A 13,969-nucleotide genomic window follows, 5' to 3' on the forward strand; every position below is an offset into this window, starting at 1 on the left:
TTATAATGTTGATGCCGTCGGGCGCGCCCTTCTCAGCCGTTTCATCGCTCCCATTTCACTGTCATACACCCGCTTGACCCCGTCTCCCAATGCCTGCTCGATATCGCGGATGTCCCGCACCAGCTTCTGCATGCCCTGCGGTTCGACAGATGCAGCATGATCCGATCCCCACATAGCCCGATCGAGGGTGAAATGCCTTTCGACAAAACAGGCGCCCATCGCCACCGCCGCCACCGTCGTCGCCAGCCCCGTTTCATGCCCCGAATAACCGATCGGCGTCTCGGGATACATCTCCGCCAGCGTCTCGATCATCTTCAGATTGAGCTCCTGCGGCGGACAGGGATAAGCCGAGGTCGAATGCGCGATAAGGAGGTTATCCGTTCCAAACAGGTCAACCGCACCCTTTATCTCCTCTATGGTGGACATCCCCGTCGACAGGATATACGGCTTACCCGTATTCTTTACTTTCCCGATCAACGCATGATCGGTAAGCGATGCAGAAGCGAACTTGTATACCCCGGGGTTGAACTGCTCCATAAAATCCACGGATTCCTCATCCCAGCACGAAACAAACCAATCGATCGCCTTTTCCTTGCAATACGCATCGATCTCCGAATACTCTTCAAAACCCAGCTCGATCATATGCCGGTAGTTGATATAGGTCATCCTGCCCCAGGGAGTGTCCCGCTCCAGATGCCATTGATCCTTCGGCGTACAAAGCTCCGGCGTCCGCTTCTGGAACTTGACGGCATCGCAGCCGGCCAGTACCGCCTCATCGATCAGCTTCCTGGCAATCTCCAGGCTGCCATTGTGATTGATCCCGATCTCCGCAATAATATAAACAGGATGCCCGACACCGATAGTCCGATCAGAACTAACCTGGAATGACTTCTGCTTATTCATATAGTAGTGTTTTTAAGTGCGATCAGTAATTCGGCAAATTCCCGGAAAGCCCCGTACCCGCCTTTCTCGACGCAATGATAATCCACGATGTCCCTTATCTGCGGCATGGCATCCGCGGGACAAGCTCTAAACCCAGCCTTCTCCATAACATCCAGGTCATTCACATCATCCCCGATATAGGCAATCTCCTCCCAGCCGATCCCCAGTCTCTCCATGATCTCCTTCAGCCGGCCTAATTTATCCTTCACCTCAAGATGCAGTTCGGTGATCTGCAGTTTCTCTGCCCGCCGGGCCACGGAGGGCGATAATTCACCCGTGATGATCCCCGTCTCGATCCCTGCCAGTTTTCGCAGCCGCTCGACCCCCATCCCATCCCGGATGGAAAAACGCTTCAGCACCTCCCCGCTTTCCCCGTAGAACACTCCATTATCCGTCAGTACGCCATCCACATCCGTCAAAAGCAATCGGATGCTGCCGGCCTTCTGCTGATGCTCTTCTTTCATTTTTCCAGGTTTATCACATTTTTAGATCGTCGTCCATCCCCCGTCAACCACCAGGTTCGCCCCCGTCATATAAGCCGAGGCATCGCTGGCTAAAAAAACAATCGCCCCTTTATAATCCGAAGGATTCGCCATCCTGCCCAACAAGGTCTTCCGGGAGTAGTTGGTCTTGAAGAACACATCCTGCTGATTCTCGACCCCGCCGGGCGAAAGAGTATTGACCCGCACCTGCCTGGGCCCCCAATAGGAAGCCAGAAATTTTGTAAAGCCGATGACGGCTGACTTGGTCACCGGATAGGCCGGCGACTTGTAAAAGGTCTGTTCCCCCGCCTCATTTTTATAGATGCTCTGATCAGGCGCCACCATCCCGTAAGTTGAAGCGATATTGATAATGCTTCCACCCCCACGCTCCGCCATTATCCCGCCCAACACCTGCGAACAAAGAAAGACTCCGCTGACATTCACCTTCCAGCTGCGGTCCCACATTTCCAGTGGATAGTGCTCGAACATCGACTGCCGGCCGGCCAGCAAGGGATTCTCGAACATATCGTTAATGGCGGCATTGTTGACGAGTACATCGATCCGCCCAAACGCCTCCAGGATCCGCAGCTTCGCAGCCTCCAGCGACTCCCTGCAGGTGACATCCAGTCCGATGGCCAGATGCCCTTCGCCAAGCCCCGCCGCCACCTTTTGCGCCGCCGCTTCATCCAGGTCCGCAACCACGACATTTGCCCCCGCCTCCGCCAACGCGACACAGTGATGGGTACCCAACAACCCGCAGGCCCCGGTGACAATGGCCACTTTTCTATCCAGTGAGAATAGGTCCATAATAAGCGGCAGCTATGCTTTTATCACAGGTTTCATGTTAAAATTGCTCACCTTCCGGAACACCGCTTCCACAGGTTTCCCCTTCAACCGGTCCGCAACATCTCCGGCATCCACCGCAGCCTTCAAAAGCTCAAGCACCTCGCGGTAAGCAGCCAGCGTATAGTCCACATCCTCATCCGTATGACTAAAGCTCATATTGTGAAAACCGCCCCAAAGGATACCACGCTTGATCATCTCCTGCTGCACATAAGATTTCAGCTCAAGCGGGTTGCCCGCCGCCGCATCGAAACTCACCATCGTCCGGCAATCGAATCCTGTACACCGGGTAACCCCGGCAATTCCCAATTCCGCAGCAAGGGTATTGTATCCGTCTTTCAATTTCTTCCCTTTTTCCGCGAGATAAGCCGGCACATTTTTCTCTATCATCTCCTGGATGGTCGCTACGGCCGCGGCCAGCGACAAAGCCTCCCCGCCAAAAGTCGTAAAGAAGAACACCTCATCCTGAAACAGCGACAGGACATCCCTCCGCCCCGTAAGCAACGAGATGGGCATCCCATTGGCAAACGCCTTCGAATAACAGGCAAGGTCAGGTGTCACACCAAAATACTCCTGGGCTCCACCCACCGCAACCCGGAAGCCGGTCCACATTTCGTCGAAGATCAGCAGCGTCCCATTGGCCGCACAAACCTCTTTCAACTCCCGCAGAAAATCATTCTTCGGCGCCTCGAAGACGAACGGCTCCAGAATGACACAGGCAGTATCCTCATCCAGCGCGTCTTTCACCGAGTCCAGGTCATTGTAGTCAAAGGTGGCGCTCAGTTCCTTTACAGCCTCGGGAATACCGGCATTCCGGCTGGTGACGCCGATATACCAGTCATGCCACCCGTGATAACCGCAGCAGAGAACCTTGTTCCGGCCCGTAAAGGCCCGCGCCACCCGCACGGCAGCGCTGGTCACATCGGCGCCCGTCTTACTGATCCGGATCGATTCCGCGTTGGGGATCACCCGATGCACCAGCTCAGCCAGAACAACCTCCAGCTCATGCATCATGGAAAACGTGATCCCATCCTTCAACTGCGCGCTGATAGCCTCATCCACCCGGGGATAACCATATCCAAGCGACAAAGGGCCGATCGCCATATTGTAGTCGAGGTATTCATTGCCGTCTACATCCCACACCCTGGCCCCCTTCCCTCTCTTGAGGTATTTCGGCGCAACCCCATTGATATATTGTCCCGGACCCTTCGCCAGCGTCTGGGTCACGGGCGTCATAATGGACCGCGCCCTTTCATATAGTTTATCGGACTCCGCTATGAGCGGATACTCTTCGTTGAATGCAACTTTATTGGGCATATGTCAATATTTTATCAGCCATTTTTTCAGGCGTAAATCCTTCCGCTTCCAGCACCTGGCTCAGCATTCCGGGCCGGAACCAACGTTCACCTAACGACAGCGGCAACACCTCCGCGGTCAGACGATGACTCAGCAGCACCTCCGCCACGATCGACCACAACCCGCCGGTCTTGAAATGATCTTCGATCGTTACCAGTTTCTTCGAGCCCTTCACAGCCCGCACAATCGCCTCTTCATCCACCGGCTTCAGACACCGCATGTTCACCAGGCCCACCGACAACCCCGCTTTTTCAAGGAGTCCCTTGGCCTGCAAGGCGTTCTCAAACAAAAAACCATACACAAACAGGGTAACGTCGCTGCCTTCGCTGATCACCTCCGCCTGCCCGGGCCGGTAAGGCGCATGGTCATAGTTTCCTTTCCTGTGATTGATCCGCACATAAGCCGGGGCCGGGGATGACCATATATCGGGCAGCATTTTCACCAGGTCGTCCTCGTCGGCAGGAGAATACACTTCCATGCCGGGTATACCCCGTAAAATAGCGACATCCTCGATGGCCTGGTGGGTAGGTCCGTTCCCATCCGACAGGAACCCGGGAATATATCCGCTGAGTTTCACCGGAAGCCGGGCGATACCGACATCCGTCCGGATAAATTCAAAAGCCCGCATGGTCAGAAAAGGCGCCAGCGCATGGATAACGGGGATCCTCCCGCGAAGCGCAAGTCCCGCAGCCATACCCACCATCGTCTGCTCGGTGATCCCCGTATCCACGAAGCGGGATCCCAGCGCCTTGGGCATGTTGCGCACCAAGGCCCGGTTCTCCGCCGTCATCACAATAAATCGTTCGTCTTTCAACGCTGTCTCGGTCAATAATTCTTCGTAGGTCATATGAGGAAGTTTACCGTACTACCAGTGTCTCCGATTGGATAGCAGCCAACCCATTTCCATGCAATTCCTCCAGCAGCTGCGTGATCTCATGGTCGGAAAACGCACAAAACCATCGGTCAGCCCTCGCCTCGATACTGGGAAGTCCCTTTCCCCTGACCGTATCGGCAATGATCACATTCACCTTATCTCCCCCCACGGCCGCAAAAGCCTCCTGCAGCCGGGTAAAGTCATGGCCGTCGATCCGCTGGACATTACACCCCCACGCCCTGAACTTGTCTTCCAACGGCTCCAGCGGGATAAGGTCCTCGGTCCGGATATTCGCCTGAAACTGGTTCCTGTCGACCACAAGGGTCATATTCCCCAGTTTGTAGGCATTGGCCACCAACAACGTTTCCCAAACGCTGCCCTCATTAAGTTCTCCGTCACCCGTGATCACGACCACCCGGTTGTCACCCCCTCTCAGCTTGCAGTCCAGCGCAACGCCTGCCGCAACAGCCGGAAGATGCCCCAGCGAACCGGAGTGGAACTCTACTCCCGGAATATTTGTATTCGGATGCCAATAGATATTGTCCGTTGGTGAAAGATGATGAGCCAGCCGGCTGGCGTCGAGCATGCCCATCTCCACAAAAGTCCCGTATAAAGCAGGCACGTCATGTCCCTTCGATAAGAAAAGAAGATCGCGCTGCGGGTCATCCGTCTTTCCTTGCGCTTCGCCGGCGACCGCCGCCCCCCGTCGCAAAAAACGGGCATAGAGATAGACCATCAACTCGACACAGGACAGGGACGCACCGATAAAACATCCACCCCCCGCCGACATCCGGATAATATGCTCCCTGACCTTCAGGGCAATAGCGCTCAGCGCTCCCGTATCCGCCTTGACATCTCCCGCCGCAAAACGCGTCTGCTCTCCCGCCACCGTCTTCAACTCACCCAGGTGATTGCGGTACCAGTTGACACCCGCCAGCGACCGGTTGATCATATAGATATCAGGCCGCCTCTTCAACAGGTCCAGTATCTCGCCGACGCCAAACAGCGCATTCCCGGGATACAATTCCTCCCAAACGGCCTTGATGAACTGATAGTCTTCTTCATAGTCGATCGTAAGCCGGTGCGTCATCGAATAGTCCACGCCGCCCTCCATGATCACATTGCCTATGCGAAACTGCTCCGGCCGCTCCCAGATATAGGGAGTCGTATGCTCCCGCTCGAACGCCCGGACGCTCTGTTTCCAGGCTTCTTCCAATACATTCATCGGCATTATCTCGACGTCATTGCCGTCCGGAAACGTCGCCGGATGAAGATTGCTTACGTAATCGTAATGGTCCGCATTCTCCAGGTAAAACGAGATCACCGTATCGATCACGACCGGATCTATCAGCGGGCAATCCCCCGGTATCTTGATAACGGTGTCCGCGCCATACTTCATAGCCGCCTGATAATGTCTGTCGAGCAGGTCCTGGTCATGCCCGCGAAAACAATCCAGCCCTTCCTGCTGACAGACCTCCCACACCAGGTCGTCGGCTGGGTTCAGCGTCGTCGCGACCACTACCTTCCCGCATAGCTTCGATGCCAACACCCGTTCCACCTGTCTTACAAACAGGAACTTCCCCGACAAAGGCCGGAAGACCTTATCCGGCAAACGCGACGAGCCTCTCCTTACCTGCACGATCGTCACGATCTTTCTTTCCGTTGTATTCATTTATGCGATTTGAAGCTTAGGCAATCGATACCTGCGAAGGAATTCACCGGGCGCACCCCTGAATTCCGTATACCTCCGGCAGAGGTCCGCGATCCGGTAAGCGGACTGGCCACCGTTCTGCATCGGCGCCAGTCTCCTTAATTCATCAACATCAAAATAAGAATGCACTTTCTTGCCAAGCGCGATGCCGGTATACACTACGGTGGAATACTGCGTGATCAGTTCATCGCAGTTGGCGATCATCTGTTCCGTATTCCCCTCGGTGTAAATGGCAGCAGCCGGCGCCCATTGTCTGATCTCGGCGATCGCCCGTTCCTTTATTTCGTTGGGATGAAGTTTGAAAAGCAAGGGCCGCCCCGCAGCGATGCGCACGCATTCCCGGATAAACGCCGGACGGTCATCCTTGTTAAAGCACTCCCGGATATCCGAAGTGGCCGCCATGACATAGTCCTGCCGCGGAAAATCATTTTTCAAAAACGCCGCCGCATGATCATAGTTGGGAATACCCGTGACGATGATCTTGGCCGCATCCGTACCATACCGGCTGAACTGTTCTTTATATCCGGGAGACGCGGCACAATAAATATCACAGATATTGCTGCCGCCATTAAATGCCGTGTTCCGCGCCCAATAACCCGGCAGACCGAGCCTCCAGGTCATCTTCCCCCAGGAGGTAACCGGATCGGTCATCCCCTCCTGTACCCAAACGGTCTTGCCCTGGCGCAATTCCTTCGTCACCAGCATATCCGAGCACAACACCGTTAGATCATACCGGTTGTGGTAAATTTCCCGCGCATAATCATTTCGCAATCCATGCATCTCGAGATAGGCATCGCCCTTTCGCTTAAACTCTCCACCCAGGATAGTGGTATCGAGAAAGCCCCGGCGCAACGCTGCCTTGATGATCGGATGCTTGGTATAAAGCTGGCTGAAAAAACAATCGAAGTCAGACAGATGAGACGCTATCTGATGCATCTGGCTGGCCTGGTTAGGTGAGCCAATGATGAAAAGTATCTTTTTCCGTGGATGCATGGTAATGGTTGCCTAACTCAGTCACAAATTTCTTCCTAACTTAGGTAACATCATCACCCGGGAACGGAAATCACAATTCCTTAATATCGTAAAGTAAAAAAGCCTCTTTATTAACTACTTATCCAGATAAGGCAATATTGCTTGCTGCCATATCTTATATCCCTTCTCACTCATGTGCAGTTTGTCGCCGATAAAAAGATCATCCATCGGATGTCCCTGTGCGTTCAACATCAGATGATACACATCCACGAAGGCCGCATGGCTGTGCTCTGCCATAAAATTATGGATAAGATCATTGGCCCGCTCCATCTCGGGCATCAGCCGTTCCCGGCTGGGACTCGGCTTTATCGAAACATAAAGGATGTCGACCTCATTGCCCAGGTGTTTCCGGATCAGCCCATACAGCCGCTCAAATTTCTTGTACACCTTCTTCCCCGAAACTTTCTTGTCCGAAGCCAGATCATTGTCGCCGCAATAGACGACCACCTGCTTTGGGTGATAAGGATAAATGATGTCCCCCGCATAATGGATCACATCATCCAGCGTCGACCCGCCGAATCCGCGGTTGATGATCGGATAGCCGGGGAAATCGGTCTGCACGCTCGTCCATTTACGAAAGGAAGAGCTCCCGACAAAAACGATGGCGTTGCCAGGGGGATGACGAAGACTGTCCTTGCGTTTGAATTCGGCGATCTCGTTATAAAAAGGCGCCTGTGTCGCCGATGCCGCGGGTGCCGCTTGTGTCGCGGGTGCCGGTGGTGCCGGCTGGGCTGTGAGCCGCTGCGCGGTAAAAAGAACAAACGCTAGGCAGCAGATGAGAACTAAGGGTTTTTTCATATATGGCTTTTCCATTGTTGATCAAAGCTACGATATTTCGGAATTTCCCCAATGGTTATCCATATCGGGGAGTACATCCATAAAATAACGCCTTTCGTCAGATAATTCACCGATCAAAACAATAATTCTCCCTATAAGATCTTATCCCCTTACCTTAGTGGCGCACCTATGTTTCGAAAACTAATCTCTCTCCTTTTCTCATTGATCGTTTGCGTCCTGGGTCACGCGCAGGCCCCCCATCTTTCCATCCACGGGACAGTACAGGATAGTGCCGACAAACAACCACTCGAAGACGCTACGGTGTCTCTCGTCCGGGCCGCCGACGGCAACTTGCTGCGTAGAGCGCGCAGCAGAAAAGAGTTCGTCTTCTCCGGCCTGGCCGCAGGCAACTACGCCGTCATCACCACCTATCTCGGCTATGCAGCCGACACCACCGATATCACCCTCGGCGAAAAAGACAGTACGGGAAAAAGGCTCCATATCCTTCTCCGGCACAGCACCAGCACCATGATGGAAGTCGTCGTTCATGCCGCGATCCCCCCGGCAATCGTCAAAAACGACACCATCGCCTTCAATGCCGCCGCCTACCCTACCCGGCCAAACGCCACCGTCGAAGACCTGCTGCGAAAACTGCCGGGCATCGATATCGACAAGAACGGGAATGTCACCATGCAGGGACAACGCGTAGACAAGATCTATCTCGACGGCAAAGAGTTCTTTCTGAACGACCCGCGTACCGCCACCCAAAACCTCCCCGCGGATATCGTCGACCAGATAGAAGCCTTCGACTCCGAGACCGACCGCTCGAGACTCACGGGAATAAAAGAGACGACCGGCACGAAATCGATCAATATCAAATTGAAAAAAAATCGTCGCCGCGGATACTTCGGAAAAGTCTACGCCGGCACGGGCTCCGGCAGCGCAGACGGCAGCTCGAACCTCACGGGTAGCTATTCGGCCGGCGGCACCGCGACAAATCTGGGTACCAACTGGGTCTTCGGCACCGGCAATCTTAACAATATGAACAACCAGTTCACCGGCACGGATAACAAGAACGGTCCCGGCAGCGGCGGCCTCCAGACCCTGAACAATGCACAGATAAATTTCCGCACCAACAAAAGCAACCGCCTGAACTTTACGCTGAATAGCGGCACCAACGGCTCACACACGATCATCAACCAATCGACACAGCGAAAGACGATACTCACGGACTCCGCGCTCAACGAGAACCGCTTCAGCACCCAAAACTCCCGCAGCCAATCTTACCATCTCAACGCCTTTGCCGAATACAACATCGATAGCTCTTCCACGGTCAACCTCCGAAGCACCTTCACTCCGCAGACCTCTTCAAGCTCCAGCGACGATACGGTAGGCATCTCCACTCAAAAAGGCAACACCGGCTGGCTGAGCAACCAGGGCCAGACCCACAACAGCAATCATTCAAACAGCTATTCCCTCAACAATACCCTGAATTTCCGGCGTCGCTGGCGGCTCCCCGGAAGGACGCTGTTCATCACCGCAAACCAGTCCTATAGCCACCAGGATCAGCCTTCTTCCATTTACAATCTCGTCAACAGCTTCGACAGCACTCATACCCTGATCCAACGGACGCTCACCAACCAGCAATACTCCCAGCTGTCGAAAGACAACAACTACAGCGCCTCCGTCTCTTATACCGAACCGCTAAAGCCGGGGCATATCGTCGATCTTACCTATGGGATCAACCACAACGTCAGTCACTCCGACCGGCAGTCCAATGACTTCGACAGCACAAACGGGCGATACGACATTCCCGACTCCCTTACGACCAATCATTTCATCAACTACAACACCATCCAGCGATTCAGCGCAGGCTACAATGCCACGGAAGGAAAATACCGCTATCAGCTGGGCGTTACTCTCCAGCTCAGCGACCTGGACGACCGCAATCTCAGTGCCGCTACCGCCATCACCCAACATCAGATCAATTGGTATCCGCGCGCATCCCTGCTTTACAATCCCAAAAAAGGAACGAGCATCAAGCTTACCTATACCGCCAACACCACCAGCCCGACGATCCAGCAGCTCCAGCCCCTGCCCGATCTGACAAACCCGTTCCTGGTAAAGATCGGCAACCCCGATCTCCTCCAGCAGCTGACACATTCGCTAAATGCCTCCTTTACCAATTTCAACAGCCGCACCTTCCGGAATCTCCAGCTGTCCCTGCAAGGCGATCTCTCCCAGCATGAGATCACCCCGGCGACAACCGTTCTGGCCGGCGGGATCCAACAACAGCAGTATGTGAATGTGGATGGGGTCTGGCATCTTTCCTCCAACCTTACCTACGGCTTCCCGCTCGGCGACCAACGCAAAGGAAATAGCAGCATCGCCCTCCGCGGACACTATGGCCGCGACGTAAGTATCGTCAACAGCATTGAAAATATCACGACGGGACTGGGCTGGGGCAGCACCCTGAAACTGAATTATCACCCCGCGGAGAAATTGTTTGTGGAAGGCATCGGCAGCGTCGATTATTCCGGCGCACTCTATTCTATATACAACAACCAAAACACCCGGACATGGGTGCAGAATTATACGCTGGACGCGTCCTACGAACTGCCCGGTGCCCTCACCCTGGCCAGTAACTACACGCTCCAGATCACCGGCAGTCAGGGAACGCTCCCCGGCAAGCAGGTGTCCCTATGGAATGCCAGTCTCTACAAGGATTTTTTTCGCGACCGCAGCGTCCAGCTCCGCCTCTCCGCCTTCGGCATCCTCAATACCCCCAGCAACTTTACACAGACCATCGGGCTCAACTACGTCCAAACGCAGCAAACCAATATACCCGGCCGCATCATCCTGCTCAGCCTTATCTACCGGTTTCACCATTTCCCGGCCGCGAAGCGTGGTTCCTGATCCTCTATCCCCGCAACGCCTCGATCTCGGCCGCTTTCTTCGCCAGCGGCTTCCCAAGGACCCGGTATCCATCTGCCGTTACCAGGATATCGTCCTCGATGCGGATGCCGCCAAACGAACGGAGCGCATCCAGCTTATCGTAATTGATAAAATCCAGATATTTCTTCTCGGCTTTACACTGATCCATCAGCTCGGGGATGAAATAGAGTCCGGGCTCGACCGTTACCACGAATCCCGGTTCTAGCGCCCGCGCCAGCCGCAGCGACTTCCAGCCGAATTCCCTGCTCTTCTTCAACGTCTCGGTATACCCGACATATTCTTCGCCAAGGTCCTCCATATCGTGTACATCCAGCCCCATCATATGACCAAGCCCGCACTGGAATACGAGCGTATGGGCACCTGCTGCCACGGCCGCCGCAGGGTCACCCTTCGCCACACCCGCCTCCTTCAACCCCTCCATCAGCTTCTGCGCCGCAAGCGCATGAACATCCCGGAAAAGCACCCCCGGACGGCAAGCCGCAATAGCCGCCTCCTGCGAGCCAAGCACGATATCATACATCTCCCGCTGCAGGGTCGTGAATTTTTTCCCCACCGGGAACGTCCGCGTCATATCCCCCGCATAGTGCATGGCATTCTCCGCCCCGCTGTCGCAGATGGCGATACGCCCTTCCTTCATAACGGTCGGTCCATAGTGGTTGTGCAACACCTGCCCGTTCACCGTCAGAATGGTCGGGAAAGCCAGATTGCCGCCCGCCCGGATCGCAATGCCCGGCAAACCGGCCGCCAGCTGCGCTTCCGTCATCCCATCCCGGGCGCCCTTTATCGCCGCCAGATGCATCTCGGCCGTAGTATTGACGGCTTCTTCGATCTGTACGATCTCTTCCGCCGTCTTGATGCTCCGCTGCGCGACGATCGCCCGGATCAACGGCACCGAAGCATGGTCTTTCACGGTTGCGGGCGCCACAACCATCCAACCGCTTAGTTTAAGGATATTCTCGGGCCGGTAAGGCGGTAAGAAATGCAGGGACCTGCCTGCGGCACGCGCCGAGGCGATATCCTTCGTAAGCTCCGCTACGGGCCGGGTCTTCATGATCCCGGCAGCAACAGCCTGCTCGGCAAGCGAAGGCTGCGGACCCGTCCATACGATCTCATCCATCGTCAGGTCCCGGCCGTAGATGATCTCCGCATCATTATCGATATCGATGATCCCGGCCAGCCCGGGCTTATCCAATCCAAAAAAATAAAGAAAGCTGCTGTCCTGGCGAAACGCATACAGGTTGTCCTTATAGTTCATGCTGCTCTCTTCATTGCCCAGCAACAGGATCACCCCGTTTCCAATTTGTTCCTTCAACCGGCGGCGACGCGCCTGGTAAATGCTTTTGTCAAATAATTGATTATTCATAAATAACTTTTTTCAGATAAAATACCCGGGTATCCACCAACGGCATCGTCTTGCTGCTGATGGTCACCCCTTTCTTATTGTCCACCAGCTGCCGGCTCGTCCCCGCACTCGTCGTGATATCGAGCGGCAACAGCATGTCGATGTTCAGCAATTTGATCGTATAGACTTCCGGCGCTGTCTGCCGGACGTCGATCTCCAGTTTCTGCGTCGTATACAGAAAAAGATGGAACAAAGGGGAAAGATCCATCCCCGATGCGCTACTGAACAGTTTCTCCACGGCCGCCGTATTAGTGGTATGGGTATAGGTGGTGGCGCTGTCTGTGGCGAGATGTTTCAGCGTCGGGAAAAAGATACTGTCCCCGATAATATACCGGAGCGTATGCATGAAGAAGGCGCCCTTAGGGTAAATATCGGGATGATACGCGTCCTCTTCTTCGATATCCTTTCCAAGGACGATCGGCTTGTCATTCCGTATCCGCGGCGCCACACGCTGGAAGTACCGCTCATAGGCTTCTTCTCCTTCCATGTCCCGCGTATACAGGGCATCCCCGAAAGTACCGATGCCTTCATGGATCCAATAGTCGGCCCAGTCGCCGGCCGTCACCTTATTCCCCCACCACTCATGGCCGAACTCATGGTTCATCAGCCCATCGAAATCCTGCCCGCCGATCTTGGTATAATGAAATTTATTCCCATACGCATTCATCGTCTGATGCTCCATCCCGAGGTGCGGCGTCTCGACAAGCCCCATCTTTTCCTTAACCCAGGGATATTCGCCAAAATATTTTTCCTTGATCCGCGCGGAATGTTCCATCATCTCCAGCAGATGCGGAGCCTGTGCCGCATGCTCCTTCAACACATAGAACTGCATCGGAACGGTATGCCCGTCGATGGTCGTATAGGTACGGCTCACGACGGTATAATCGCCCGCATTGAAGACGATGCTGTAATTGTTGATGGGGTAGTTGGTCTTCCAGTGAAAGCTGCTGCGACCACCCTTTGTCTTAACCCCTACCAGGAGTCCCGGCCCCGCCACGACAAGGCCCTGCGGCACGCTGATGGTCATATCCACCCCTTCGTCAGGTTCGTCGGAAGGATGGTCCTTGGCAGGGAAAAAGATCTTCCCCCCTGTTCCCTCGGCAGTCACCGCGACCCAGGGATGCCCGGTAGAATCGGTGGTAAAGGTAAACCCATCGTCCCACGGTGGACGTTTGGCGATCATCGGGTGACCCGAGTAGTCGACCCGGATATCCGCGTGACCCGCCGGCCAGGCCTTCGCCGCCGTAATATGCAATTCATGATGGGCATGGGTAAATTCCGCAGGCTTGCCGTTCACGGTCACCTTGGTGACCTTAAAGGAATCCATCAGGTCGAGGAGCAGGCCCGTTGCCGGTTCCTTCAGATTGCAGGTCACGATGGAATACCCGGCGACGCTCCGGTCCGGGATATTCAACGCCAGATCGATCGTATAGTGCCGGACATCGATATTGGCCTGTTCGGGTTTTAGCTTGCCGCCATAGGCCGGCCGCTGCGCCACTGCAGCAACCGCAACCAGCCACGCCGGTATAAAAAGAAAAGCGCGTAATCTCATGGTAGACTTTATAAGAATCGCAAGGTAAGGATTGCCCGACGAA

The 13,969-nt window shown here is 54.8% G+C and carries 11 protein-coding genes; 1 reads left to right on the forward strand and 10 read right to left on the reverse strand.

Features of this window, described 5'->3' with window-relative positions:
- The 8 genes from VGM48_RS24650 to VGM48_RS24685 form a co-directional block, all read right to left on the reverse strand.
- Positions 1-903 (reverse strand): N-acetylneuraminate synthase family protein, encoded by a 903-nt coding sequence (locus VGM48_RS24650; protein ID WP_331583601.1) that lies wholly within the window; start codon positions 901-903, stop codon positions 1-3.
- Entirely contained in the window at positions 900-1,406 is a 507-nt protein-coding gene (locus tag VGM48_RS24655) for an HAD-IIIA family hydrolase (RefSeq protein WP_331583603.1), read from the reverse strand. Before VGM48_RS24655 ends, VGM48_RS24650 begins: the two co-directional genes overlap by 4 nt.
- Positions 1,407-1,427: 21 nt before the next feature.
- Positions 1,428-2,231 (reverse strand): SDR family oxidoreductase, encoded by an 804-nt coding sequence (locus VGM48_RS24660; RefSeq protein ID WP_331583605.1) that lies wholly within the window; start codon positions 2,229-2,231, stop codon positions 1,428-1,430.
- A 12-nt stretch (positions 2,232-2,243) separates the two neighbouring features.
- On the reverse strand, positions 2,244-3,584 hold the full coding sequence (locus VGM48_RS24665; protein ID WP_331583607.1) for an aminotransferase class III-fold pyridoxal phosphate-dependent enzyme: 1,341 nt from the start codon (positions 3,582-3,584) through the stop codon (positions 2,244-2,246).
- Positions 3,574-4,470 (reverse strand): transketolase family protein, encoded by an 897-nt coding sequence (locus VGM48_RS24670; RefSeq protein ID WP_331583609.1) that lies wholly within the window; start codon positions 4,468-4,470, stop codon positions 3,574-3,576. The genes VGM48_RS24665 and VGM48_RS24670 overlap by 11 nt, the downstream gene beginning before the upstream one ends.
- Positions 4,471-4,480: 10 nt before the next feature.
- On the reverse strand, positions 4,481-6,169 hold the full coding sequence (locus VGM48_RS24675) for a cytidylyltransferase domain-containing protein (protein ID WP_331583611.1): 1,689 nt from the start codon (positions 6,167-6,169) through the stop codon (positions 4,481-4,483).
- Positions 6,170-7,201, reverse strand: a complete 1,032-nt coding sequence (locus VGM48_RS24680) for a hypothetical protein (protein WP_331583613.1) — start codon at positions 7,199-7,201, stop codon at positions 6,170-6,172. It lies immediately after the preceding gene.
- 114 nt (positions 7,202-7,315) lie between these two features.
- On the reverse strand, positions 7,316-8,038 hold the full coding sequence (locus tag VGM48_RS24685; protein WP_331583615.1) for a GDSL-type esterase/lipase family protein: 723 nt from the start codon (positions 8,036-8,038) through the stop codon (positions 7,316-7,318).
- A 168-nt stretch (positions 8,039-8,206) separates the two neighbouring features.
- Between VGM48_RS24685 and VGM48_RS24690 the strand changes: the two genes are divergently transcribed.
- The gene (locus VGM48_RS24690; RefSeq protein ID WP_331583617.1) at positions 8,207-10,933 is read left to right on the forward strand and encodes a TonB-dependent receptor; all 2,727 of its coding nucleotides are present in this window, start codon (positions 8,207-8,209) and stop codon (positions 10,931-10,933) included.
- A gap of 4 nt (positions 10,934-10,937) precedes the next feature.
- Here VGM48_RS24690 and VGM48_RS24695 read toward each other — a convergent pair whose 3' ends face one another.
- Positions 10,938-12,335: an aminopeptidase P family protein gene (locus VGM48_RS24695; protein ID WP_331583619.1), complete on the reverse strand. Its 1,398-nt coding sequence runs from the start codon at positions 12,333-12,335 to the stop codon at positions 10,938-10,940.
- Entirely contained in the window at positions 12,328-13,926 is a 1,599-nt protein-coding gene (locus tag VGM48_RS24700) for a M1 family metallopeptidase (protein WP_331583621.1), read from the reverse strand. Before VGM48_RS24700 ends, VGM48_RS24695 begins: the two co-directional genes overlap by 8 nt.
- Positions 13,927-13,969: the final 43 nt, after the last annotated feature.

The sequence above is a fragment of the Puia sp. genome (assembly GCF_036500295.1).
GTDB lineage: Bacteria > Bacteroidota > Bacteroidia > Chitinophagales > Chitinophagaceae > Puia.